The sequence below is a fragment of the Kitasatospora sp. NPDC127035 genome, from assembly GCF_042726075.1.
Classification (GTDB): domain Bacteria; phylum Actinomycetota; class Actinomycetes; order Streptomycetales; family Streptomycetaceae; genus Kitasatospora.
Map to the genome: position 1 here is coordinate 22,807 of NZ_JBHXDN010000030.1, position 23,613 is coordinate 46,419.

The following is a 23,613-nucleotide window of genomic DNA, read 5'->3' on the forward strand; positions in this document are numbered from 1 at the left end:
CGCCTCCGAGGAGGTCTACGGGCCCGGTACCCGGCCGTCGGAGCCGGCGGAGGCGGGCGGACGGGCTGCCAGCCGGTACCAGGTACCCGGGGTGACGGCCTGCCCCGGTCGGTCCGGGGTGAGATGGGCCAGGGCCCAGGAGACCAGCGGGTCCGTGGTGTCGGCGGTGGCGTCGGCCCAGCGGGTGGGGAGGACGCGGACGCCGGGGCGGTGGATGGCGCGGTAGGTCGGCAGGTTCGCGGTGAGGTGCAGCGGGCGGGCGGCGAGCAGCACGCACCCGCCGGGGCGGACGGCGGCGAGCGCCTGGAGGATCCCGGCCTCGGTGCCGGTCGTCTCGACGACCACGGCAGGTACCTCCGGGCCGGCGGGAACGGCGTCGGGGAGCGCCAACCGGACCAGCCCGGCCAGCGCGCCGTCTCCCGGCACCAGCACCGTGGACCTGCCGCCGGCGGCCCGGGCGGCGTCGGCGACGGCCCGCGCGGTGGCCGCCCAGGCGCGTGCGGCGCGCGTCTCGGCGTCCGGTCCGGGGTAGCCGACGGCCCAGGTCTCGTCGGCGGCGGTGCCTTCGGCGAACCACACCGTGTCGGGGCCGACGCCGTCGGGCGGCGGGTAGTCGCCGTCGGGGGAGCGCAGGACGCGCCGCGGGCCGATCACGGCGTACCGCCCGCGAGCAGGCGCGCGGGGTCGACGGCTCGGCCGAGCCACGCCGCGGCGTAGCCGGCCTCCACCACGGCCTGGGTCCGCAGCCCGTCGGTGAGGCTGACGTCGACGGGCGTGCCGTCCCGTACGGCGAGGGCGAAGCGGGTGAACGCGGTGGTCCGCAGGTCGATCGCGGTGGGAGCCGGGCGGCCGGCGGGCGGGGCGGCGCCGAGCGGGGCGCGGTGGGTCAGTCGGAAGTCGGGCGTCAGTGCCACCTCGCCCTTCTCGCCCCACACGCTGGTGCGCATGCCGGTGCCGCCGACCACGCTGGCGCTGCCGATCAGGGTGGCGACGATCGGGCCGAACCTCAGGACGAGGGTGACCGCGTCCTCGATGCCTTCGGCGTCGGCCGTCGCGGAGGGCGCCGTCTCGGCGTAGACGCGGTCCACCTCGCGCCCGAGCAGGGCGCGGACGGTGTCGACCTGGTGGATCAGGTTCATGATGAGGAAGCCACCGCCGGCCCGGTCGCGGTCGAGCCGCCAGTTGGACGGGGCACGGCCGCTGAGGCCGCCCTGGAAGTAGCCGGCCGGCTTGTCCGTGAAGTAGGTGGCCGTGACGCCCAGCGGTTCGCCGATCTCCCCGGCCGCGATGGCCGCCCGGGCCTGCCCGAATCGCGGGTCGGTCCGGGTCGGGAAGAGTACTCCGGTGCGCAACGGGCCCGCACTGTCGGCGAGTTCGGCCATGCGGCGGGCGGTGGCGAGGTCCTGGGCGACGGGCTTCTCCAGCAGTACGTGCTTGCCCGCGGCCAGGGCGGCGGAGAACAGCTGCTCGTGCGTGTCGTGCGGGGTGGCGACGATCACGGCGTCCACGTCGTCGCGGGCCAGCAGGGCCGCGACGTCCGGTGTGTGCTGCCCGCCGAAGCGCGCCGCGGTCTCCTCGGCGAGCTCGGCGAAGGGGTCGTGGCAGGCGGTCAGCTCGGCCTCGTCCGCGGCGGCGAGGGCCTTGGCGTCCTCAATGCCGATGTCACCACAGCCGATGAGCCCGTAGCGCAGCGGGCGCGCGGACGCGGCCCGGCGGCCGGTGGCCGGGCGGGGCGCGTCCCATCGCAGGGCCGCGCTGATGAACGCGCGGTCGGTGGCGAGCCGGCGGTAGACCTGAGGTGCCCGGTGGGCCGGGTAGTCGGAGAGCACGTCGCGGATGGTGAACCGGCGCTGTTCGAGGAGGTCGAAGAAGACGTCGCTCAGCCGGTCCTCCTCGGCCTCGGTGAGGCCGCCGACGTGGGCGCCGCGCAGATCGATCCCGCGGTCGTGGAGTTGCTGCAGGGGGACGTCGGCGCGTTCGGTGCGGGGCGAGCCGAGCAGGACGACCCGGCCGCCGGGTGCGGCGGCGCCGATGGCGACGGCCAGGCCCGTGCCGCTGTCGGTGACGTCCAGCACCAGCGGGGTGCCGTCGTCGTCGGGCCCGCCCGGCTCGTGCCGGACGCTGGTGGGTTCGGCCCGGAGGGTCCATGCCTTGGCGGTCGTGGCGGCGACCGCCCGCACCCGGGAGGCGCCGCGCGCCGCGGCCAGGCGGCGGGTGATGACGCCGAGCAGACCGCCACCGACGACGGTGACCGGCTCGCCCGGGCGCTGCCCACCGGTCTCCAGACCGTGCAGGGCGGTGAGGGCGAGTTGCCAGACGGCGGCGTCGGCCAGCGGGACGCGGTCGGGGATCGGGCGCACGTGGCGTTCGGGGACGACGGCGACCTCCGCGTGCCGGGCCCGGCGGACCGCGACCCGGGTGCCGGCGGGAAGGGCGGATCCGCTGCGCACGGTTCCGGCGGCCTGGTAGCCGGGGTGCTCGGGGTACCGGGCACCGGCGTTCGGGAGGTCCAGCAGGATCGCGCGCTCGGTGCCCGGGCTGATCACGCTCACGCTCAGGTCCACGACGACCTGTCCCGGGCCGCCCGGCGGCTCGTCCCGCTCGATGACCTCGCACTGTCCGGGTCCGGTCAGGACCACCGCTCGCATGCGTGCCTCCTGGGGGTTCGGTTGCGCCCATGGTCGCGGAATTCGGAATCCGCGACCAGAGTTCGGACGGTCACCGAATGGGTTCTCCGGAACGATGACCGAAAAATGGTGTCCGAATGAGGCGTCCCGGTGGCGGGGTTGACCGGGATTCGGTTCGCGGGCATCGTGAGGCGGGTGATGACTTGGGCATTGCGAAGGCTGAATTTCGATCCGCGCACGATCGCATTCGTCGAACACGATCGCGCCCGCCTGTCCGCCCGGCTGCGGCTGCGGCGCGCCGCTCTGGGCGGCAGGCTCCCGGAATCCCGGCGACTCCATCTGGGCTGCGGCGGACGGCGTGTTCCGGGGTGGCTCAACTGCGACGTCTCCGGGTCGGAGCTCGACGTGGACCTGGCTGCCGGCCGGCTGCCGTTCCCCGGCGGCTCGGTCGAGGTCGTGGTGATGCAGCACGTGGTCGAGCACCTGGAGCTGCACGGGCAACTGATCCCGCTGCTGCGGGAGCTGCGCCGGGTGTGCACCCCGGACGCGGTGCTGTGGTTGTCCTGCCCCGACCTGGCCAAGGTCTGCGCCGGCTACACGGCCGACCGGGGACGGGCGTTGAGGGACGACCGGTGCAGCCGCTACCCGGACTACTCGCTGGGCGGTGCCCCGGTGCAGCAGTTCGTCAACGACCTCTTCCAGGCGCGCGGCCGGCACCGCAACCTCTTCGACGCCGAGCTGCTCGCCTGGGCCCTCGACCAGGCCGGGTTCGACCTGGTCGAGCAGGTGCAGGAGGCGGAACTGCTCGCCGCGCACCCGGAGTTCCCGCCCCGGTACGACGACGAGCAGTCGCTCTACGTCACGGCGCGAAGGTCGCGGTAGTAGCGCCACAGGTCGTAGAGCGGGACGTCCTCCGGTGCCTGCCGGGTCGGCTTCACCGGTTCCGTCCAGTGCACCATCAGGGTCGGCGGGTCGGCGGGGTGCACGATCCCGCCGTCCTTCGCCTCGACGCCCGGTGTCCAGGCGAAGACCTCGCCGGGGATGGACCGGTCCCCGGTGGTGGTGCGCAGGTGGTGCAGGCTGGTGTAGCGGTGGCCCGAGGTGACCATCAGGTAGTTCAGGAAGGGCTGTTCGTAACCGAGTTTCATGTGCGGGGCCACCTCGCGGGCGGCCGGCAGCGCGGCGGTTATTCCCGCGAAGGTGAGCGTCCCCTTCCGGGAGGCGACGAATCCGGTGTTCGCCCGGTATCCGTACTGCTCCGGGGTGAGCTTTCCGGATTCCTCGATGCTGTCCTTCCAGGCGCGCCCGGGAAGGTGGGAGGTGGCGGTCAGGAATCCGTACCCGGCGAGCCGGTCGAACACGAAGTCGATGTTCGCCAGAACGGCCGTGTCGCTGTCGATGTAGAGAAACTCGTCGAACTCCCCGGCCCAGGCGGCGAGCTTCCGGAAATGGCCTTTCGGGAGGTCGTGGAACGACAGGCTGATCTCGTCGCAGCGCGCCAGCAGGTCCCGGTCCTCCCAGACGGTGAAGCCGTGGCGCTCGCCGAGCGCGGCGATCCGGTGGTGGTCGGCGTCGAAGGGGATGAGGCGCAGCGGGATGTCGGGGTTGTTGTGGCGGAAGCTGTTGAGGAAGACGGTGGCCAGTTCGAGTACGTGGTCGTTGGCCACGAAGTAGACCCCGCGGGTGCCGGGCATGGTGGGCGGTCCCCTTTCCGGTCAGCTGCCGCGGTACGCGGTGAGCGGTTCGCCGTGGACGGCCTCGGAGGTGAAGCCGTCCGGGCCGACCGGGCGGTCGCCGAGTACGGTCACCCGGTAGAGGGTGCGGCGGTGGTCGGTGCGGTCCAGGTCGGCGGGTTGCAGGTGGGCGACGGCGCGGTTGTCCCAGATGGCGACGTCGCCGGGGGCCCACTGCCAGCGCACGCTGTACTCGGGGCGGCCGATGTGCCCGTGGAAGAGCTCCAGCAGGTGGCGGCTCTCCCAGGGCAGCAGCCCGCGCAGGTGGGTGACGGACGCGGGCGGTGCGAACAGGGCGCGTTCGCCGGTCTCGGGGTGGACGCGCACCACCGGGTGGACGGAGAGCAGGGTGTCCTCGGTGAGCCGGCGCAGGACTTCGACGTCCTCCTTGTCGGACAGCAGCAGGCGGTTCGCGGCGTGGAGGGTGTGTTCGGCGCGCAGTCCGTCGGCGAGCACGCGCAGCGGTTCGGAGAGGCCCTGGTAGGCGGCGACCAGGTTGGTCCACTGGGTGTCGCCGCCGTACGGGGGGACGGTCTCGGCCCGCAGGACCGAGATGGCGGGCGGGTTGACGGCGGCGGCCAGGTCGACGTGCCAGCCGGAGTACGGCTCCAGGGCCTTGGGCCTCAGGCGCTCCTCGAACCGCTGGCCGTGCCGGGTGTCCTCCACGTCCGGATCGACGGTGAGGACCTCGGGGTACCCGTCCGGGTGGACGCCGTGCTTGCGGCCGGGCCGCCGGGTCAGCTCGCCGAGGCGCCGCCCGAAGGCGATGTGCTCGGGGTGGCCGAGCCGCTGGCCGCGCAGGAAGACCACCTTGTGGCGCAGCAGGGCGGCGCGGACGGCGTCGATCGTCGGGTCGGGCAGGGCTTCGGCGAGGTCGACCCCGTCGATCACGGCGCCGATGTGGCCCGCGAGCTGTCGGACGTCGATCCCCGCGCCCGTCGCTTCCGTCATGAGGTCCTTTCCCTCCGGTCGGTCGGCCTGGCCGGTCAGGCCCACTGCAGGACGGTCCGCTCGTCGAGCAGGCCGGTCGACCAGAGCGCCACGGTGCGGCGCACGTCCGGTCGTCCGCTGGGCGCGACGGCGTGGACGTTGCCGCCGTCGAACACGTAGACGTCTCCGGGGCGGATCTCCAGGGTGATCCGTTCCACCCCTTCCAGGGCCTCCAGCGGGTAGCCGTAGCTCCCGGGCGGCAGCCCCAGGGCCCTGCGGTCCTCGGGGCCGGGCGCGGCGTTCCAGTAGACGAGCTCGCCGCCCGGGCCGTTCTCCAGGCAGGTGAGGGCGTTGCAGACCGGTCGGACCCGGATGACTTCGAAGCCGGCCAGGTGCGGCTTCATCCAGCCGTGCGGGGCGTCGTCGTGCGGCAGCAGGCCGAAGGTCTCGCTGTCGGCACGCGACCGCACCTTGAAGACGGCGGCCTGTCGGCCCTCGTGTTCCGCCGGCCGCAGCTCGACGCCGAGCCCGGCCAGGTGTGTGCGGCAGTCCTCCAGCAGATCGGGCAGGGTCGGGCCCGGCCCCTCCCAGATCGCGTCGAGGCCGGGGCGGGCGCGTTCGGACGCGTCCAGGTAGGCGTCGAGGCTCCCGGAGGAGACGAGGATCGGGCCGGCGACGCGGTCGGTGCTGCGGACGGCCTGCGGGGGACTGACGGTCAGGGGACTGGCCCAGAAGCGGCGGCAGGTGCGCTCGCAGACCTCGGGTGCCAGCGCGCCGCGGAAGATGGTGCCGGCGACGCGGCCGGACAGGACGTCCCACCAGGCGTCCCAGTCCACGCCGTCCCGTTCCAGGAAGCGGAAGTACGCGGGGTCACGCCGGCGTCCCGCCAGCGTCGGGGTCGCGCCCGGGTCGGCCATGGCCGCGGTTCTCCCTCGTTCGGGGTCGGGGGGTGTCAGTAGGCGATGCTGAGCACGGTCTGCGGCGATCCGTGCACCTTGTGGGCACGCTCCTGCATGACCATCACTCCGGCCAGGCCCTCCGGGGTGTAGAACCCGCTGAGCTTGGTGTAGGCGTCGAAGCCCACCTGCTCGCCGTCCCGGGTGACGCCCGTGGCCGGTTCCGGCAGCAGGCGGGCGTCCTGCGCGACCCAGAGGTGACCGGCCGCCGTGTCGACCAGGGCCCGGTCGAAGAGGGCACGCAGCGCCGCGCCGGAGAAGCTGCCCGTGTGGTAGACGGCGCGGCTGCCCCAGTTCAGGGTGGGGTGATGGCTGCCGAACTTGAGGTAGTAGCGGCGCTTGCCCTGTCCGAGCGCGCAGTACTCGTCCAGGCCGATCCAGCTGCCGTCGGGCAGGTGGAAGCCGTCGGGGGTGACGATCTCGGTGTGCGGGAAGAGCCCGCGCACCCGGTCCGGGTAGTACTGCCGGGTCTTCTCCCAGAACGGCCAGGCCATGGTCACCTTGGCGTCGTAGAGCGGGGTCGGCGGGTGGTCGAAGAAGAGTTCGCCGCGCTCGCAGGCCTCCATCCACTGGTCGAAGAAGCCGTTGTAGCGCAGGTCGTAGAACTCGTGGGCGCGCACGAGCCCGCAGTCCTTCCAGTGCACCCGGTCGAAGCCGAAGTGCCGGATGCCCCGCTCGCGCAGTCGCTGCACGGTGTACTGGACGCCGTGCGGCCGGGAGGCGTTGCCGGTGAGGTGGTGGACGACGAGGTCGTCGCCGAAGCGGGCCCGGAGCGAGTCGGCGAGGCTGTCGATCGGCGCCCCGAGGTGTCGTGAGGGGCCGCCGAAGTCGTCCGGGAAGGCCTGGTAGAGCGCGTGCACCTGGTCGGCGATCTCCCAGCCGGACGCCGGGCACTGCACCTCGGCGATCTGGCCGGGGGCCGGCTCGTCGGTGCGGAAGTACCGGGGCAGTTCCAGGTGCCGTTCCGTCAGGTTCTTGTGGTAGGTGTGGTCGCGTTCCGGGGGCTGGCGGGCGAGCAGGGTGTCCGCGACGGCCGGGTCGATCTCGCCGCGCACGCTGGCCAGGAAGACGTCCCGGGTGATCCGCAGGTACTCGCGGATCAGGGCGTTGCGATCGACGAAGCCCTCGAACGTCCCGGTGTCCATCGGGTAGGGGCGGGTGGAGATCAGGTTGGTGAAGCCGACGCTCGTCCGGGTCCTGCGTTCGATGTCGTCGTCGATGAAGCGGTACCAGAGGTTCGCGTTCTGCTCCGCCATGCGGGCTCCCTAGCGGTGGACGGCTGGGTCACTCGGTCGGTTCGGCGGCCAGGGTGGCGAGGTCGAACCCGTAGAGCCGGGCGCAGTTCTCGGAGGTCACCTGTTGCCGCGCCTGCGGGCCGGCGTCCCGCAGCCCGAGGTCCAGGACCTCCCGGGAGTTCGGCCAACTTCCCTCGTAGTGCGGGTAGTCGCTGCCCCAGAGGAAGTTCCCCGAGCCGAGCAGCCGCATGGTGAGCACGCCCACCTCGTCCTCGGTGAAGGTGGCGTGCACCTGGCGGCGGAAGTAGGCGCTGGGCGCCATGGTGAGGTCGGTGCGCAGGGCCGGGCCGAGCTTGTCGTAGATGCGATCGGCGTGCAGCAGGTGGTAGGCGATCCAGCCGATGTCGTTCTCGGCCAGGACGACCTGGAGGTCCGGGAAGCGCTGGAGGACCCCGGAGAAGATCAGGTCGGTGAGGGTGTGCTGGAGTTCCTCCGGGTAGCCCATGTTGCGCCGGATGCGGCCGAGCGGGCTGTCGTAGTCGAAGAGCTTCGGGCTGTCCCGGTAGCCGGTGAGGCAGTGCATCGACACGGGCATGCCCAGGGCCTGGGCCTCCCGCCAGAACGGGTCGTTGGTCTCCCCGCCGAAGTCCCGCTCGGCGGGGGTGGAGGCCCAGATCGCGGCGCCCCGCAGGCCCAGCTCGCGGCAACGGCGCAGCTCCCGTACGGCCTCCTCGGTGTCCCACAGCGAGATCAGCCCGAGGCCGACCAGTCGCTCCGGGGTGTGGCGCACGTACTCGGCGAGCCAGTCGTTGTAGGCGCGGAAGCAGGCACGCTGGAACTCTCCGTCGGAGAGCCAGAACAGGTGCAGGCCGAGGCTGGGGTAGAGCACCTCGCCGGCCACTCCGTCCAGGGCCATGTCCTTCAGCCGCGCGGCCGGATCGCTGCCGCCAGGCCGGGCCGCCTCGACCACCGTCTCGGCGTCGGTGACGAACCCCTCGGCGGTGGCGTCGGTGGCGTAGAGGCTGTTGACGAGGGCGGGGCGCAGGTCGTCGCAGGTGAAGTACCAGCCGCGCCGCTCGGCGTCCCAGGAGACCCGGGGCGCGCGGTCGCGGTACTTGCGTTCCAGTCCTTCGGTCCACAGGCGCACGGGTTCGACGACGTGCGAGTCGGCCGAGAGCACGGGAAAGGTCAAGGATTCACTCCTCACGGGAGGGAGGGGGCCGTCGCGGCGGGTCCGGTCGGTGCGGCGCGGTGCGGTGCGGTGCGGTGCGGTGCGGGCGACGGCGAGGCGATGGCGCGCGGAAGCTCGTGGGTCCGCCGCGGGGCCGGAGCGGCAGGAGCGTGGAATCCATTGTTGTCCGGTGCATGCTCCGGTCAAGGGGTTGCACCGCAGAGCGTGAGGATCCGGACACCTTGCGCTGATCCGTGTGGTGGTGAAGAGGACTGACGATGTGTCACCATCCCCAGCATGGCAGACCCCATCCCAGTGGTACCGGGGCGACGCGGCGTGGACCTGCTGCTGCTGAGCGCCTCGAACTACCCGGCACTGCCCATCTATCCCTACGCGTTCGTCCAGGTTTCGGCGATCGCCGAACGGCACGGCCTGGCCACCGCCCGGCTCGACCTGCTGCGCACCCCCAAGCCCGAGTGGCGCTCGGTGCTGGCCGCGACGCTGGAGCGCACCGCCCCCCGCCTCATCGGCATCCACCTGCGGCAACTGGACTCGATCTTCATCTGGAACTACGCCGACGCCGACCTCCCCGGCGCCCCACCGGTACGCCGCAACAGCTACTGGCCGATGCACGAGACCGAGGAACTCATCGGCATCCTGCGGGACCTGACCGACACCCCGGTCATGCTCGGCGGCTTCGGCTTCACCACCAGGCCGCACGCCCTGCTGGAGCGGCTGCGGCCGGACTACGGGGTGGTCGGCGAACCGGACGAGATCCTGGGCCGCCTGGACGACGTCCTGGCCGGGCACGACCTGCGCGGCATCGCCAACCTGGCCCACCGCCACGGCGACCGCTACACCGTCAACGAGCGGGTCTTCCTGCCCCCCACGGACCACCCCGAGTACACCGAGGAGATCCTGCGCGACCTCCTGGACTTCTACGGCCCCGAACGCGTCCTCGGCCCCGAGCCCGAGGTCCACGTGCCGGTGGAGGTGCAGCGCGGCTGCCCGTACCGCTGCTACTTCTGCACCGAGCCGATGGTCAAGGGCCGCCGGCCCCGGGTGCGGGACCTGGACGCCGTGCTCACCGACATCCGCTTCCTGGCCGATCGCGGTGTCACCCGGATCTGGATGGTCTGCTCCGAGGTCAACATCGGCCGCAACGACCTGCTGTTCGAGCTGGCGGCGCGCATGCGCCGGCTCAACCGCGACCGGCCCCGGCCGGTGCAGTGGACCTGCTACCTGCTGCCCAACCCGGCGCTCGAACGCGCCGAGATCCGGCTGCTGCTGGAATCGCACTTCGAACCCAGCTGGAACCAGTTCGGCTCGTACGACGACGCGAACCTCAAACGTACCCGCGTGCCGTACCGGGCCCGCCACGCCGTGCAGGCGCAGGTCGACTGGCTGGAGGAGGAGGAGGCGTTCCGCCTGGCACGCGGCCTGCCGGTGCCGCCGCGGAGGCTGGACATGTTCCTCGGGAACTCCTACGCGACCCCCGAGACCGTCTCGACCACGCTGCGCGCGGTCAGCGACCTGCGACTGGCCGAGCGCTTCGAGGACTCCCTGATCACCCGTGCCACCCGGGTCTTCGACCTCGGCGAGGGGATCACCGGAGAACCGGGCGACGCGGCCTACTCGGTCGGCCCCCGGGGCCGGCTGGAAGCCGTGGACCTGCTGTATCCGACCTTCAGCTACCCGCCCGCCCTGGTCGCGGCGCTCGGCGGCGCCCGGGCGGTGGACGAGTTCTTCGCCCACGTCGAGGCGACCTACCTCTCCCGCGCCCACCGTGCCCGCCTCGACTGGCAGGGGTTCCTCGCCCGGCACGCCGGGGCGGGTGAACTGGCCGCCTGGTGCGGTCGCCTGAGGAGCGGCGGTGAGGGCGACAGCGCGGAGCTGCGCACCGTCCGGGCGGCCCTCGCGTCGGACGGCGGTGCGGCTCTCGTCGGGCGGTTGCTGGATCCGGCGGACGGGTCGGAGCCCGAGGGCCCGCTCGCCCGGACCCTGGTGGAGCTGGCGGTGGGGACCGAACTGCCCGCTGTCCGTGCGGCGTTCGCGGGGATCGGCCTGCCCCGGTACTGGGACGACCGGACCGGGCGCACCGCCTACGAGGTGTGCGCGGAGCTGGCCGCCCGGTTCGGCTCCGTCGAGGAGGTCCTCGCGGCGGCGCGTACGGCGGTGGAACCCGGCGACCCGTCGGTGCCGCTGCTGGCCGTGCGGTACTGCCTGTACGACAACAACGTCGTGCTGCGCCCGGACTACTCCCGGGTGCTGTTCGCCTCCTGAACGGGTGCGGGGCGGCCCTGCCGCCCCGCACCCGGACTCAGCTCCCGGGAACCGACAGGTACCGGCCCGGACCGCCCTCGCGCACGGTGTCCAGCGTGACGCAGTGGAACGACCCGCCGAAGCTGTAGACGTGCCGGAAGTCCACCTCGACGCAGCGGAACCCCCAGGCCGTCAACGCCTCGATGAGCGGCCGCTCCTGGCGTTCCACCACCACCGTCTCCGGATCCAGGGACAGCACGTTCATGCTCACCCACGGGCTGCAGAAGTACATCGGCCAGTCCGCCGGCAGGGTCGGCGGAGGGGCGGGCAGGATCTCCCAGCCGTCGAACAGCTCGGAGTGCACGTACCGCCCGGGGTGGACCAGCAGCTTGCCGGGGGCGAGCGCGGCGATGGTGGCGTCGATGTGCATGGCGTGGGCGTCGTCGGTCTCCACGGTGTGGACGGCGAACTCCGGGCCGAGCGCGCTGCGCATCCAGTCGATGCCGAACTCGTTGGTGACGTGGCTGCGTTGCACGATCAGGTCCCGGCCGAAGCGCAGGAAGTCGGCGGCGTCGAAGACCGGCTCGAACTCGGTCACGGCCCAGCGCCCCGGGCCGTGCGCGCCGCGGTACAGCTCGTCGGTCAGCTGCGGGCGCGGCGCCGGCAGCCACCGGGCACCGCGACGGAAGTACGACTTGATCAGCGGGCGGAAGGCGTCGGCCTCGTGGTACCGGCAGCGCCAGGCCATCGGCGCCTCGACGATCGCGTCGCCCACCACGATCAGCGAGTCCCTGGGCATCGCCGCGTAGAGCCCGCCGTCCGACTCCCACTCCGGAGTGCGGAAGGGTCGGTGGTGCCGGGCGGCGTCCGGCCGCCGCACCCGGATGCCCTCGGCCGTCAACACCTCGGCCAGGTTGTCGAGTTCGGCCTCCGCGGCCTTCAGGTGGCGCTCCGGCAGGGGCGAGCCGCCGTGCTCCCGGAAGACCGGCCAGGCGGACTCCGGCATGGTGTGTTCCAGCGAATCGTGCCAGGTGGGGAACACCGCGCCCAGCAGGCTCCCCACCACCACCTCCCGCAGGGGGTCCCACTCGGTGTACGAGTTGACCGCCGGTCCCGCCGCGCCGCTCCGGTCCCCGAACGGCCGTGATTCGTCGCTCGTCATGTTCCCCGTTCCTCAGCCCGACCGGGGTTCGGCGCCCCCGGTACGTCGTTGCCGCGGCCGGCCCCCCGCCACGGTTCGCCTGTCGGCCGGCTGGCCAGCCCGCCCGCCGTCTCCCCACCGTCGATCACGAAGGACTGCCCGGTCACGAACGCCGCCTCCGGGGACGCCAGGTAGGCCACCAGGGCGGCGATCTCCTCCGGCAGGCCGAGCCTTCCCAGTGGCAACAGGCCTTCCTGGTCGGCGAGCTGCTCATCGGTGTACTCGGCCCGCTGCATCGGGGTGAGGACGTAGCCCGGACAGACGGCGTTCACCCGGATGCGTGGGGCCAGCTCCAGGGCCATCGTCCGGGTCAGCTCGATCAGCCCGGCCTTGCTGACGTTGTACGCGGCGTAGTCGGGCATGCCGACCAGCCCGCTGACCGAGGCGGTGTTGACGATCGTCCCGCCCCCGCCGGCAACCATCCGACGGGCCGTCTCGCGGGCCACCAGGAAGGCCCCGGTGAGGTTCACCCGCAGTGTCCGCTCCCAGTCCTCCAGCGAGGTGTCGAGGAACGGGCTCCGGATGCTGATGCCGGCGTTGTTGCACACCACGTCCACGCCGCCCCAGGCGTCGTCGGCCTCGGCGAGCGCCTCGCACAGCTCGGCCTCGTCCCCGACGTCGGCGGCCAGCAGCAGTTCGACTCGGGGCGAGTCCTTCGCGAAGGATTCCAGCGCCTCGCGGTCGCGGTCCAGGACGGCCACGCGGTGGCCGTCCGCCAGGAACCGGCGGGCGATGGCCGCACCGATCCCCGAGGCGCCGCCGGTGACCAGGACGCGCCGCCGCGGCGGACTGTCCGAACTCACTGACTCTGTAGGCATGTCGGCCATGCGATCCCCTCTACTGGGCGCCGGAGCTCGGGTCGTTGCCGCGGGAGAAGTCGCCGGTGCGCAGCGCGTCGTAGAGCCGCCGACCGGTGGACGCGGGGCTGAAGAAGAACCGCGTCGATTCCTGGCGCCGCAGCAGCCCGTGGACCACGAAGTCGCGGGCGGTGGCGCCCCAGTACGCGGGCCCGAGCAACCCGAGCAGGCGCAGATAGTCCGGCAGTCCCAGCGGCTCGCCGAACCAGTGGTTGACCGAGACGGACGGCGTGTGGGCCCGGATGTCGTGCCACCAGCCACGCGGGATGTAGAGCAGTTCGCCCGGCTGCATCCGCGCATGGTGCAGGACGGCGTTCCGAAGACGGGGGAACCGGGACAGGTCGGGGTCTGCCAGGTCGATCCGGCTGTTCACCAGATTGCCGGGGAACGGATAGACGGCCCTGCTGTCCTGCCAGGACACCAGGATGACGCTCTTCTCGCCCCAGACCTGGCAGAAGAAGTTGTCCTTGAGGTCGGAGTGCAGCATGGAGCGCGTCCCGGCGGAGCCGATCCACACCCGGGTGTCGGTGCCGTGGCCGTCGGGCGGTAGGAGGGAGGCGAAGTCGCAGTCGGCGGGATCGAAGATCTCGTGGGCACGCTGGTAGGCGAGGTAGCAGGGAGCGGCGGGTCCGGCGGTGGTCATCCGGTCGAGGAACTCGCCGAAGGGCAGCTCCCGTTCGTACCGTCGTTGGTCCTGGGGGAAGAGCACGCCGGTGGCGGGGAGGTCCATCAGGGCCGTCACCCGGCGCTCGGGGTTCCGCTTCGTGAGCTCCGCCGGGTTCCAGGCCGTGCCGGCAGGCCAGTCATCCATCAGACCGGAACAGACCAGCGGACCGGAACGGGCGGCGACGCTCCGGCGGAGGGCGCCCACATCAGCCACACGCACGCGTTCGACGGGCCGGACCGTGAGCCCCGCCGCCCGAAGGATCGGTGCCACCTCACCCGCCATCCCGGACGGGACGCCGGTCGGCTCGTGCCCAGCCGATGACTGTCCCGCGCCGGACCGTTCGATTGGGGTCATGACACCCCAGGGTCTGGGAGATCGAGAGTTGTGCATAGACCCGTTCACGCCGAGATTGCTGTCGGGTGTCCGGCTTTCGGCCACCCTTGACGCCACCCGCCCCACGGAACGGTGTCGGTACGATCATTGCTACAACAGCTCCAGGATCTCGCTCATCTCCTGGGCGGTGGGAATCCACTGCCCCGCTGCCGCATTGGCCCGCACCTGGTCCGGATTCGTGGCCCCTGCTATCACCGAAGTGCAACCCGGGAACGCGGCGAGGCAACCGATCGCGATCTCCAGGAGACTGCGACCGTTCTTCGCGCCCCAGGCGGTCAGCGCCTCCACGGTGTCGAGCCGTGCCTCCGTCACCTGGTACGCGCTCTCCTTGATGCGGGTGCCCTCCGGGAGGGCCCTGCCGCGCCGTACCTTGCCCGTCAGCAGTCCGTTCGCCAGCGGGAAATAGGGCAGTACCCCGAGGCCGAAACGGCGTGCGGCCGGGAGGACCTCCTTCTCGACATCCCGGTTGAGCAGTGACCAGTGGTTCTGGGCGGATACGAAGGGCTCGAATCCCTGGGAACGGGCCGTGCACGCGGCCTCGGCGATCTGCCAGCCGGCGAAATTGGAGCTCCCGACATAGCGGACCTTCCCTTCCCGGACCAGCTCGGTCAGGGCGGCGAGGGTCTCCTCCACCGGAGTGTGCGGGTCGGGCGTGTGGATCTGATAGAGATCGATGTAGTCCGTACGGAGACGCCTGAGGGACGCTTCGACGGCGCGGCGGATGTACGCGCGCCCACCCTTGGCGCCGGCTGCGGGGCCGTACGCCATCGCCAGTTTCTGATGGCCGAACTTTGTTGCCAGGACGACGTTCTCGCGCTGTCCCCGGAGGCATTCGCCGAGCACGGACTCGGAGTCCCCGTAGACGTCGGCCGTGTCGAACAGCGTCACCCCGGCGTCCAGCGCGGCCGTGACCATCGGGCGGGCGCGGTCCAGCCCCACGGACCTTCCCAACTCGTTGCATCCCAGGCCGACTGCGGAGACCTGCATTCCCGAACTACCCATCGAGACATAGCGCATGGCCCCGGAGTGTACGGATGTCCGGTGCGCGTTCAAGGAGTCGAACCGCAATACCGGTCGCAAGCCGGCAGGGCCTGCCCGACGTGCTGCGCGCTGCTCCGGAACTCCGCTCACCGGAGGACCGCCCGGGCGGAACACGGGAGCTCCTCCTCTCCGGATCCGGGCCCACGGGTGCTGCCGGGATCAAGGTCGAAACGGGCACGGGAGTTCCGGGGAAGTGGACACGAGGGGCGGCGGCGACCTGAGGGACTGGGGATAAGTCACTTCGGTGCCGGAACTGGCCGAATCAGCAGGCCCCGCAGCCGCGACTGCTTGACGGCCGCTTGCGATCGCCGATAATCGAACCGGTCGGCTCCTGATATTCTCTCGTGTCCGACGGGCATGGGCGCGCCGGAGGAGACGGCAATTTCGAGCCGAGGACGACCGAAGGGGTCGCTGTGGTCGAAGGCCTTTCCGGAATCGAGGTACGCCGCATCGCCGGAAAGCTCGGAGCGGAGATTCGGGGTGTGGATCTGAGGCTCGCCCATGACGGCGATCCCGGGATCATGGAGGAGATTCGCGCCGCCCTGCTCCGTCACAAGGTGATCGTCTTTCGCGCGCAGGACCTGAGTCACGCCGAACACGTGGCTTTCGCGCGTGGTCTGGGCGAAGTCACCCGTCTTCCGGGCCGCCGGCACGGCACGCATCCGGAGGGATTCCCGGAGATCCTTGTCGTCGATCCGGACGCGAAGGGAACCCGCAGGGGCCTCAGATCTGCGGAGCGGTTGTCGGGCAAGTCGACGCGCCATGATTCCGGTTGGCACGTGGACATCGCCTCCGCCGTGAACCCCCCGGCGATTTCGGTGCTCAGGTGTGAGGTCGCCACGGAATACGGTGGCGACACCCAGTGGACCGATCTCGTCGCCGCGTACGAGGGCCTGTCCCGCCCCCTTCAGCAGCTTGCCGACAATCTGCGGGCCGAGCACGGCCTGCACGCGGGGGTGCGGCTGCTGTTCTCCGACGACGAGGACGTGGAGAGCATCCGGGACCTCGCACAGGACACGCTGCTGTCCCTGCACCCGGTGGTGCGGGTGCACCCGGAGACGAAGCAGAAGGTGCTTTTCCTGCCGCCGGCGTCCGTATGCCATGTGACCGGAGTGCTCCCTTGGGAGAGCGACGGAATCCTGGGGCTGTTCTTCACCCACATCAGCCGTCCTGAATACACCGTGCGGCATCACTGGGGGCCCGGCGACGTCGCCGTCTGGGACAACCGCTCGGTGGCCCACCTCCAGCCGGCCGATCTCCATTTCACCGACTACCGGCGCAGGATGTACCGGGTCATGGTCCTGGGGGACCGTCCGGTCGGACCGGACGGCTTCGTGTCCGAAGCCGTCCGGGGCGAACCGCTCAGGCCCTTCGTCGGGCCCGGCGGGGGCGAGGCCGCCGGACCGGTACCGCAGTAGGGCCGGGGCGGGGGCCGCTCCTGCCCGTCCGTCGCCGCACAGGCAGGTGCCCCGTTCGCGGCCGTGCAGGCCGCGAACGGGGCACCGTGGCTTCCCGGGAGACGGCGGAGGCCGCCGGGCTCCGGCCCCGACCGCGAACGAGGGGGCCGGCCTCGTGACGACTACGGTTCCTCGGCCTGATCGGGGCGAGTGAAGAGGCGGCCGTCCGACCAGATGTAGCGGGCGCGGCCCCACTCGGCGGCCGACGCGACATCCGGGAAGAAGCCGCGTCCGTTGTAGTTGGCGCTGGTGTTGCACAGGACGGGGATTCCGGTCAGTGCCTCGTACGCGGTGAGGATGCGCGCGACGGCGCTGTCGGACGCGGGGCTGACCGTCTGCAGCCGCGCGGTGCCGTCGAGGTGGATGACCGCGGGAATGCGACTCACCCACCCCGGGCGGACACGGTGGTCGAAGAGCATGAACGGGTCGTCGCCGCCGGGATCGAACACCTCGCGTGACCGGTGCGCGAGACAGACCGGCGCGACCGGGCGGTAGGACTCCCGATCCTTCATCGCGTTGAGCAGGTCCTTCGTCCCGGCCTCGGTCGCGGGCGCGATGATGCTGCGGTTTCCCAGCGCCCTCGGCCCGAGCTCGGCCCGGCCGGAGAGGACGACGACGGGTGACCCGTCGCTGTGCAGCAGCTCGGCCAGTCGGCGTTCGTCGCAGGCCCGTTCCGTCCACCCCTCCGGCAGGGCCCGGTCCGAGCGGAGGCGTGGTCCGCTGTGGACGTCCCAGACGAGGGAGCGGTGTTCGGTGCTGTGCACCATCTCGCAGCAGGCGGTGCCGATGGCGGCGCCGGAGTCGTTGGGAAACGGCGGGACCCAGATCTCCTCGAAGAGCCCGGCGGCCCGGATCGCCGAGTTCCATTTGATGTTGAGGGCGCAGCCGCCCGCCATCACCAGACGCGGGTACCGGCCCTTGTACCTGCTGTTCACCACGGTGGTGAGGGCGGACACGAGGGCGCGTCCGAGAAACTCCTGGAAGGTGGCGACGAGGTCGGCGTCCGACAGCCCCGGAAGGAGGCGCTCCCGTTCGGCGGTCAGTTTCGGGCCCAGGGCGAGGCCGCTCTCCCTCGCCTCCTCGGACATGCCGTCAAGGAGCGTGTCGAGAACGGGGAAGGCGCCCTGGTCGACCTTGCCCAGTGCTGCCCAGGCCATGGCCTTTCCGGCGATCGAGCGGAACTGCTGGGCGTCGGATCCCGGGTCGGCCTGCGAGGTGTGGGCGCGGAAGGGCCCGAAGTGGGAGCAGAAGAGAGCGAACAGCCTTCCGCGGAAGGGCAGCAGGCGAGCCACGAGTCTGACCGGTCCCCGCTCCGGTGCGATCTCGTACAGCCTGGCCGCGGTGCCGCCGTCCCACACCAGGGCGAGGGCGTCGGCGCCCTGCGCGGCGAAGGGGCTGGAGCAGTAGGCACCGAGCAGGTGGTTCGCCACGTGGTGGTAGCTGGCGTACCCGCGGGTTCCCTTGCTGAAGTCGTGTGCGGTGAAGGTGTAGCGGTGAAGGGGAGTGTTCGACAGGAAGCCGTCGGCGTAGGGGGCGACCGGCAGGACGGTCGGCTTCCCTTCGTCGGAGGTGGACACCGTCCACGGGTCCCCGGTCGAACGCATCCAGCCGTCGACGACGAAGCGATCGATGTCCTCGATCTCCACACCCTCGGATCTGAGGATCTCCGACACCCGGCGAAGGTCCCCGAGCGGGCTGTACCGGGGACTGTTGTCGATCTTCTCTGTCTCGGTGCTGAAGACCAGGCGGTTTCCGTCGATCACCGCGATGCCGCCGTCATGTGAAACCTTGATGCCGCAGATCAGCAAGGCAATGCCCTTCCTCGTGGCATGCGATACGGCTGACTCGGACTGTCCACAGGAGGAATCCTCCGGAGATGCTGCCCGGGGAGCGCCGCGCGTAACCGTGGCTCGTGGCTGCGTGAGGCGCCTCGCGCGAGCACGGAGGGGCAGGCGGCTGCCGTGGGCGGTCGCCGGGTCTTGTGGGCCGGCACACGCGGGTCGGTCGCTGCCCGGGCCTACCCGTCGACATCCGGGGGGCGATGACCGAAGTGCTGATGGAAGGTGAATTCACGGTGACTTTCAGGGTGCGCCCAGTGCGTCACGGGTCGGGCACAGGGGGTCGCCTCGGACGATGACCGCGTCCGTTCGCCCGTTCGTCGGCGTGCCTCGTACTCGTAGGGAGTTCCCGTGTCCACTGGTCGGTCCGTCGTGATCCGTTCGCTTGCGCCGTCGATGGCGGCGCTCGTTGTGGTGGTCGCCGCCTCGGGGTGCGGCGTGGAGTCCGACACCGCGGCGGGGGCCGCGCCGACCTCCGGGTCGGCCTCCGCGGCGATCGCCTGCGGCGGATCCGGGCAGCTGCTGGGCGCCGGTTCGACCGCACAGGGGAACGCGATCGACCTGTGGAGGACCGAGTTCGAGTCGGCGTGTCCGAGTGTCACCGTCAACTACGGCGGGGGCGGCTCGGGCGCGGGCGTCCAGCAGTTCAACTCGGGAAAGGTGGCTTTCGCCGGCACCGACGCGGCTCTCAGCCCCGCCGAGGTCGACGCGTCCAAGCAGGTCTGCGCCGGCGGCCGGGGCATCGACCTGCCGATGGTCGGCGGCCTGATCTCCATCGTCTTCAATGTCGCCGGTGTCGACAGGCTCGTGCTCGACGGCCCCACCGCGGCCAGGATCTTCGACTCGCAGATCACCACGTGGAACGATCCGGCCGTCGTCGCGCTCAATCCGGGCACCAGCCTGCCGGACGCGCCGATCCAGGCGCTCCACCGCGGGGACGACTCCGGCACCACCGCCAATCTGACCGCGTACCTCGCCGCGGCGTCGAACGGCGTCTGGGGCTACCCGGCCGGAAAGGCCTGGGTGGCCAGGGGCGGGCAGTCCGCGAACGGTTCGGCCGGGGTCTCGGCGCAGGTCAAGCAGGTCGACAACTCGATCGGCTACGTCGAACTGTCCTTCGCCGAGACCAACAACCTGAAGAGCGCCGCCATCAGTACCGGCGCCGCCGAGCCGGTCGAGGCGAACGCCGCGAACGCCGCCACCACCCTGGCCAAGGCTCAGATCACCGGCACCGACGGCGACCTCGCCCTGAACCTGGACTACGCGATCAAGGACGCGAACGCGTACCCGCTGGTCCTGGTCACCTACGAGGTGGTCTGCGACAAGGGGAACAAGGCCTCGACCCTGCCCGCCCTGAAGTCCTTCCTCACCTACACGAGCAGCGACGCCGGCCAGCAGGCCATCGCCCCGATCGGCTACGTCCCCCTGCCGGAGGCGCTGACGTCCAAGGTCCGGACCGCGGTCTCCGGTCTCGCCTGAGTCCGGCGGAGCGAGCGACGGCGGCGCGGCAGCGGGGCGCGTGGGGCGACCCGGCGGCTCGTCGGTTCACGCGGAGCGGACCGTCTCCCGGTAGTGGCGCGGGGACAGGCCGGTGGTGCGTTTGAAGGCATTGCTGAAGGCGCTCTCGGAGCCGTACCCGAGGGCGGAGGCGATGACCGACAGGGGGGTGTCCGCGCGTCGAAGGGCGTGCTCGGCCCGGTGCATCCGCCAGCGGCGGAGATAGGCCAGCGGGGGGACACCCGCCACGTCCTTGAAGCGCTTGGCGAAGCTGGTGCGGGACATCGCGGCCGCCCGGGCCAGTTCGGCGAGTGTCCAGGGCCGGGCCGGGTCGCCGTGCATCAGCCGCAGGGCGGGCGCGATGCGTTCGTCCGCCAGGGCGCGCAGCCAGCCCGTCGGGCAGGAACCGGCGTCCGCATCGGCGAGGAAGGCGCGCAGGACCTGGACGAGGACCAGCGGCGCGAGGTGGCCGGCGGCGAAGGAGGCGCCGGGGCGGTCGGCGGCCAGCTCGCGCAGCGTCTGGTCCATGAGCCAGCAGGCGGTGGGGGCTTCGGCCGTCGCGGCGCTGACGTGCATCACGGGCGGGAGCGCGCCGAGCAGCAGGTCCTTCGCGGTGCTGTCGAGTTCCATGTGGCCGCCGATGGTGACGGCGTCCCGGCCGTCGTCCCCGGTGTGGAGGAAGGGCTCGGCGCAGGCCCTGAGGAGGGGCAGTGCGTCAACCGCCGGTACTGCCGGATCACTCGCGAGGGTGTACGGGCGGTCGCCGGAGAGGACGGCCATCGCACCCGCTTCGAGGCGTACGGGTCGCTCGACACCCTCCACCACCAACCAGACGGTTCCCTGCAGCACGGCCTGGACCTTGAGTCGGCCCGGCGCGGGAAAGGCCAGCGCCCAGGCGCCTGCCGCCGTGAGGCCGCGCGACAGGACGCAGCGGACGCCGGTGAGTTCGAGGGCTTCGGCGAGGGGGTCCCCCCAGACCGAACGGCCGGGGGCGGGCGCGGACAGCGGTGCATCCATGAGCGGACTCTCGCGCAAGTCGCGCGGACGGGCAAGCATTCACACGTCGTCGCCGGATCGTCACCATGAGTGGTGGGACGTGTGCGTACTCCGTGCCGCGCGACCCGGGCCCGGCCGCCGACCGGTGGCCGGCCGACGAGTTCCAGGAGGTAGTTCCCATGGGCGGATTCCAGGACCGCGACAAGTTCCACCCGGACGAGGTCGTCCTCTCGGCGGCCGAGAAGAGCGTCATCGCCGAACTCCTGAAGGGCGGCGGCCAGAGCGAGCCGGGCGAGTCCACGGACGAGGGCTGACACGGTTCGAAGCCAACAGGCCCGAGGGTGCCGGTCCGTGACGGTCGTACGCCGGCCGTCGCGGACCGCGCCCCCGCCCAGCAGACGGGACGGTCGTGACCACCACCACGCACACCGCTCCTCCCCAGTCAGGGGAGCGCAGCCTCACTCCGCAGCAGGCGTTCGCGAGGGCCGCCGCCGCGATCGCCGACCTGGGGCTGGAGGCCGATCTGGCGCCGGTCCTCGACGGCAGCCCCGGGACGTGGCGCTGCGTCCTGCGGCGCGGCGGCGTACCGCTGCGCACCGGACTGGGGCTGGGCAAGGGCAGCCGGGCGGAGGCCCGGACGGGAGCGCTGTTCGAGGCGCTGGAGCACCAGCTCAGCGGGGTGGACGGACTCGACGGCGCGCGGATCCGGTTGGCCTCCGCCCATGACGTCGCGGGTGGTCCGCTCGGGCGGGACATCGCCGCCGCGCTGCTCGCCCAGGCACCCGACGGCCTGTTGGGGTGTCTGCCCTACCGCTCGCCCGACGGCGGTCCGGACGTCGACGTCCCGCTCTTCCTCTCCATGCCCGAGTACCTGCGCCCGGCGGGGGAGGGCCTGCGCCGGCAGGCCGGTGACACCTACGACTACCGGTCGGTGGGCCGCTACTCGGTCAACAACGGCTGGGCCGCCGGGGTCGATCCGGTCGAGGCCGCGGTGCACGCGATCAACGAACTGATCGAGCGGGACGCGCTGTCCATGCTGCTGATCGGCTGCTTCCTGCGCACACCCGCACGCCGTCCGGCCGTGGTCGACCCGGCGACGCTGCCCCCGGGCCTCGTCCCGCTCCTCGGCTTCGCCACCGCCCGCACCGGCCGGCCGGTGCACCTGATCGACATGACCACCGACCTGGACGTGCCGGCGTACGCGGCCTACCAGAGCGCGCCCCCGGGGCAGCCCGCGCGGGTCTGCGGCTGGGGGGCGTCGCTGTCCCGCGAGTACGCGATCTCCCGGGCGGTGAGCGAACTCGTCCAGCTGCACAGCACCATGGGCCTGCGCGAGCAGTACGCGCACCTGCTGCCCGAGCAGCGCGACGACACCGGACCCTACCCGGCGCTGCACGCCTGCTACCTGTCGGACTTCACCGCCGCCCTGGCCTCGGCCGAGGTCCGGCCCTTCGAGGCGACCACGGCGCCCGACACCCCGGGCGGGCACCTCGACCGGCTCCTGGGCCGCCTGAAGGACCACGGCTTCCCCGTCTACCGGCGCGACCACCACGTGACGCCGGACCTCGCGGTGGTCAACGTGCTGGTGCCCGGTCTGGAGCGGTTCATGCTGGTCACCGACGGCCAGGTCGTGGTGCCCGGCGAGCGCGGACTTGCGGCGGTCCGCGGTGGATGAGCCGGTGCGGTGGCGGCCGCTCGCCCACCGCGACGCGCCCCGGGTGGCGGGGCTGCTGGCGGTCTGCGAACGGACGGACCGCACCGGTGACCTGCGCGACGAACAGGACGTCCTCGACGGCTGGGCGGCTTCGGGCATCGACCTGGCCGCCGGTACGGCCTCCGCCTGGGCCGGACCGGAGCCGGTGGCGTACGCCGTCACGCGGGTGCGCGAACACGCGGACCCCGTCCACGAGATGACCCTCGACGTCGTGGTGCATCCCGCCCACCGGACCCCGGGCGTCATCGCGCACCTGCTCGACGGATGCCGCCGCACCGCGGCCCGCCGGCACCGGGAGAGGTTCGGCGGCACACCGCTGGAGCTCCACGCCCGGACGCACGGCCACCAGCGGTGGCTCGCCGAGGCGCTCGACGCCGCGGGCTACCGGCGGGTGCGAGGCTACCGGGGCATGCGGATCGACCTGGCAGAGCACGCGCCGTCCGCGCCGTCCGCCGGGGTGGACGGCGCGCCGGTGCTGCCGCCCGGGACCGTACTGGTGCCGTTCGAGGAACGCCACGACGCGCTGCTGCTGGCGGCCCGCAACGAGATCTTCGCCCGCAATCCGGGCAGCGTCCCGATGACGCCCGCGACGTGGCGTCATTCGGTGACCGGGAGTCCCTACTTCCGCCCCGATTCCTCCCTCCTCCTGCTCTCCGCCGACGGCCGGGAGATCCTCTGCTACCTGCTGGCCACCGAACTCGCCGACGCGGGGCGGGAACGCGAGTTGTACCTCGCCAACGCCGGCACCCGCACCGACCTGCACGGACGCGGCCTGTACCGGACGGTGTTCACCCACGCGCTGGCCCGCGCGAAGGACCGCGGCTACCGGTGGGCCGTCATGGACGTCGACTCCACCAACGCCATGGCGACCGGCGGCTTCTACGAACGCCTCGGCGCGCGGACCTTCCGCACCTGGACCGGGCACGCTCTGGACCTCACCGACGGCACCGGTCGCAGGGGCGCCGCCGTTCGCCCCCACGCCGCTCCGCCGCCCTGACCGGGCCGTCGGCCGGGTCGGCACCGGGAGCGCCGACGGGA

The 23,613-nt window shown here is 72.1% G+C and carries 20 protein-coding genes; 7 read left to right on the forward strand and 13 right to left on the reverse strand.

Annotation, left to right across the window (positions count from 1 at the left end):
* Positions 1-15: 15 nt before the first annotated feature.
* Together ACFWIC_RS21160 and ACFWIC_RS21165 are read right to left on the reverse strand one after the other, a co-directional pair.
* A complete protein-coding gene (locus tag ACFWIC_RS21160) occupies positions 16-654 on the reverse strand; it encodes a hypothetical protein (protein WP_380519714.1) in 639 nt (212 codons plus the stop codon).
* Positions 651-2,648: a Gfo/Idh/MocA family oxidoreductase gene (locus ACFWIC_RS21165; RefSeq protein WP_380519715.1), complete on the reverse strand. Its 1,998-nt coding sequence runs from the start codon at positions 2,646-2,648 to the stop codon at positions 651-653. The genes ACFWIC_RS21160 and ACFWIC_RS21165 overlap by 4 nt, the downstream gene beginning before the upstream one ends.
* Positions 2,649-2,825: 177 nt before the next feature.
* Here ACFWIC_RS21165 and ACFWIC_RS21170 point away from each other — a divergent pair, with 177 nt between their 5' ends.
* Positions 2,826-3,509, forward strand: a complete 684-nt coding sequence (locus tag ACFWIC_RS21170; protein ID WP_380519753.1) for a methyltransferase domain-containing protein — start codon at positions 2,826-2,828, stop codon at positions 3,507-3,509.
* Here the strand turns inward: ACFWIC_RS21170 and ACFWIC_RS21175 are convergent.
* Genes ACFWIC_RS21175 through ACFWIC_RS21195 form a run of 5 tightly spaced genes read right to left on the reverse strand, consistent with a single transcriptional unit; the run spans position 3,482 to position 8,673 of the window.
* The gene (locus tag ACFWIC_RS21175; RefSeq protein WP_380519716.1) at positions 3,482-4,321 is read right to left on the reverse strand and encodes a hypothetical protein; all 840 of its coding nucleotides are present in this window, start codon (positions 4,319-4,321) and stop codon (positions 3,482-3,484) included. The two genes, ACFWIC_RS21170 and ACFWIC_RS21175, sit on opposite strands and share 28 nt — an antisense overlap.
* A gap of 21 nt (positions 4,322-4,342) precedes the next feature.
* On the reverse strand, positions 4,343-5,311 hold the full coding sequence (locus ACFWIC_RS21180) for a TauD/TfdA dioxygenase family protein (protein WP_380358873.1): 969 nt from the start codon (positions 5,309-5,311) through the stop codon (positions 4,343-4,345).
* 35 nt (positions 5,312-5,346) lie between these two features.
* Complete coding sequence (locus ACFWIC_RS21185; protein ID WP_380519717.1) at positions 5,347-6,207, reverse strand: hypothetical protein; 861 nt, start codon at positions 6,205-6,207, stop codon at positions 5,347-5,349.
* Between the two features lie 35 nt (positions 6,208-6,242).
* Positions 6,243-7,502 (reverse strand): hypothetical protein, encoded by a 1,260-nt coding sequence (locus ACFWIC_RS21190; protein WP_380358867.1) that lies wholly within the window; start codon positions 7,500-7,502, stop codon positions 6,243-6,245.
* Positions 7,503-7,530: 28 nt separating this feature from the next.
* Positions 7,531-8,673, reverse strand: a complete 1,143-nt coding sequence (locus ACFWIC_RS21195) for an amidohydrolase family protein (RefSeq protein WP_380358864.1) — start codon at positions 8,671-8,673, stop codon at positions 7,531-7,533.
* A 276-nt stretch (positions 8,674-8,949) separates the two neighbouring features.
* On the opposite strand from ACFWIC_RS21195, the gene ACFWIC_RS21200 reads away from it, so the two are divergent.
* Complete coding sequence (locus ACFWIC_RS21200) at positions 8,950-10,935, forward strand: B12-binding domain-containing radical SAM protein (RefSeq protein WP_380519718.1); 1,986 nt, start codon at positions 8,950-8,952, stop codon at positions 10,933-10,935.
* Between the two features lie 37 nt (positions 10,936-10,972).
* Here ACFWIC_RS21200 and ACFWIC_RS21205 read toward each other — a convergent pair whose 3' ends face one another.
* From ACFWIC_RS21205 to ACFWIC_RS21220, 4 genes are all read right to left on the reverse strand, one after another.
* On the reverse strand, positions 10,973-12,076 hold the full coding sequence (locus ACFWIC_RS21205; protein WP_380519719.1) for an amidinotransferase: 1,104 nt from the start codon (positions 12,074-12,076) through the stop codon (positions 10,973-10,975).
* Positions 12,073-12,933, reverse strand: coding sequence for an SDR family NAD(P)-dependent oxidoreductase (locus tag ACFWIC_RS21210; protein WP_380371652.1), 861 nt, complete (start codon positions 12,931-12,933; stop codon positions 12,073-12,075). The genes ACFWIC_RS21205 and ACFWIC_RS21210 overlap by 4 nt, the downstream gene beginning before the upstream one ends.
* A 19-nt stretch (positions 12,934-12,952) precedes the next feature.
* On the reverse strand, positions 12,953-13,921 hold the full coding sequence (locus tag ACFWIC_RS21215) for a cupin-like domain-containing protein (protein ID WP_380519754.1): 969 nt from the start codon (positions 13,919-13,921) through the stop codon (positions 12,953-12,955).
* Between the two features lie 201 nt (positions 13,922-14,122).
* On the reverse strand, positions 14,123-15,049 hold the full coding sequence (locus tag ACFWIC_RS21220) for an aldo/keto reductase (RefSeq protein WP_380519720.1): 927 nt from the start codon (positions 15,047-15,049) through the stop codon (positions 14,123-14,125).
* 368 nt (positions 15,050-15,417) lie between these two features.
* On the opposite strand from ACFWIC_RS21220, the gene ACFWIC_RS21225 reads away from it, so the two are divergent.
* Positions 15,418-16,491 carry a TauD/TfdA dioxygenase family protein gene (locus ACFWIC_RS21225; RefSeq protein WP_380519721.1) on the forward strand — a complete coding sequence of 358 codons (1,074 nt, stop codon included), beginning with the start codon at positions 15,418-15,420 and terminating at the stop codon, positions 16,489-16,491.
* A gap of 161 nt (positions 16,492-16,652) precedes the next feature.
* Here the strand turns inward: ACFWIC_RS21225 and ACFWIC_RS21230 are convergent, their stop codons facing one another.
* Positions 16,653-18,338 (reverse strand): carbamoyltransferase N-terminal domain-containing protein, encoded by a 1,686-nt coding sequence (locus tag ACFWIC_RS21230; protein ID WP_380519722.1) that lies wholly within the window; start codon positions 18,336-18,338, stop codon positions 16,653-16,655.
* A 381-nt stretch (positions 18,339-18,719) separates the two neighbouring features.
* Here ACFWIC_RS21230 and pstS point away from each other — a divergent pair, with 381 nt between their 5' ends.
* The gene (gene pstS / locus ACFWIC_RS21235) at positions 18,720-19,847 is read left to right on the forward strand and encodes a phosphate ABC transporter substrate-binding protein PstS (RefSeq protein WP_380519723.1); all 1,128 of its coding nucleotides are present in this window, start codon (positions 18,720-18,722) and stop codon (positions 19,845-19,847) included.
* Between the two features lie 66 nt (positions 19,848-19,913).
* Here pstS and ACFWIC_RS21240 read toward each other — a convergent pair whose 3' ends face one another.
* Complete coding sequence (locus tag ACFWIC_RS21240; RefSeq protein ID WP_380519724.1) at positions 19,914-20,882, reverse strand: AraC family transcriptional regulator; 969 nt, start codon at positions 20,880-20,882, stop codon at positions 19,914-19,916.
* A 158-nt stretch (positions 20,883-21,040) separates the two neighbouring features.
* On the opposite strand from ACFWIC_RS21240, the gene ACFWIC_RS21245 reads away from it, so the two are divergent.
* The 3 genes from ACFWIC_RS21245 (at position 21,041) to ACFWIC_RS21255 (ending at position 23,572) form a co-directional block, all read left to right on the forward strand.
* Positions 21,041-21,175 carry a hypothetical protein gene (locus ACFWIC_RS21245; protein ID WP_355406226.1) on the forward strand — a complete coding sequence of 45 codons (135 nt, stop codon included), beginning with the start codon at positions 21,041-21,043 and terminating at the stop codon, positions 21,173-21,175.
* Positions 21,176-21,270: 95 nt separating this feature from the next.
* On the forward strand, positions 21,271-22,536 hold the full coding sequence (locus ACFWIC_RS21250) for a YcaO-like family protein (RefSeq protein WP_380359302.1): 1,266 nt from the start codon (positions 21,271-21,273) through the stop codon (positions 22,534-22,536).
* Positions 22,537-22,540: 4 nt separating this feature from the next.
* Positions 22,541-23,572: a hypothetical protein gene (locus ACFWIC_RS21255; protein ID WP_380519725.1), complete on the forward strand. Its 1,032-nt coding sequence runs from the start codon at positions 22,541-22,543 to the stop codon at positions 23,570-23,572.
* The last annotated feature ends 41 nt before the right edge of the window (positions 23,573-23,613 follow it).

What these genes read in the sequence shown, in the direction of transcription:
- ACFWIC_RS21165 (WP_380519715.1), bottom strand. Translation starts at nt 2,648, where the DNA reads ATGCGAGCGGTGGTCCTGACCGGACCCGGACAGTGCGAGGTCATCGAG.
- ACFWIC_RS21170 (WP_380519753.1), top strand. Translation starts at nt 2,826, where the DNA reads ATGACTTGGGCATTGCGAAGGCTGAATTTCGATCCGCGCACGATCGCA.
- ACFWIC_RS21175 (WP_380519716.1), bottom strand. Translation starts at nt 4,321, where the DNA reads ATGCCCGGCACCCGCGGGGTCTACTTCGTGGCCAACGACCACGTACTC.
- ACFWIC_RS21180 (WP_380358873.1), bottom strand. Translation starts at nt 5,311, where the DNA reads ATGACGGAAGCGACGGGCGCGGGGATCGACGTCCGACAGCTCGCGGGC.
- ACFWIC_RS21185 (WP_380519717.1), bottom strand. Translation starts at nt 6,207, where the DNA reads ATGGCCGACCCGGGCGCGACCCCGACGCTGGCGGGACGCCGGCGTGAC.
- ACFWIC_RS21190 (WP_380358867.1), bottom strand. Translation starts at nt 7,502, where the DNA reads ATGGCGGAGCAGAACGCGAACCTCTGGTACCGCTTCATCGACGACGAC.
- ACFWIC_RS21200 (WP_380519718.1), top strand. Translation starts at nt 8,950, where the DNA reads ATGGCAGACCCCATCCCAGTGGTACCGGGGCGACGCGGCGTGGACCTG.
- ACFWIC_RS21205 (WP_380519719.1), bottom strand. Translation starts at nt 12,076, where the DNA reads ATGACGAGCGACGAATCACGGCCGTTCGGGGACCGGAGCGGCGCGGCG.
- ACFWIC_RS21210 (WP_380371652.1), bottom strand. Translation starts at nt 12,933, where the DNA reads ATGCCTACAGAGTCAGTGAGTTCGGACAGTCCGCCGCGGCGGCGCGTC.
- ACFWIC_RS21215 (WP_380519754.1), bottom strand. Translation starts at nt 13,921, where the DNA reads ATGGCGGGTGAGGTGGCACCGATCCTTCGGGCGGCGGGGCTCACGGTC.
- ACFWIC_RS21220 (WP_380519720.1), bottom strand. Translation starts at nt 15,049, where the DNA reads ATGCGCTATGTCTCGATGGGTAGTTCGGGAATGCAGGTCTCCGCAGTC.
- ACFWIC_RS21240 (WP_380519724.1), bottom strand. Translation starts at nt 20,882, where the DNA reads ATGGATGCACCGCTGTCCGCGCCCGCCCCCGGCCGTTCGGTCTGGGGG.
- ACFWIC_RS21245 (WP_355406226.1), top strand. Translation starts at nt 21,041, where the DNA reads ATGGGCGGATTCCAGGACCGCGACAAGTTCCACCCGGACGAGGTCGTC.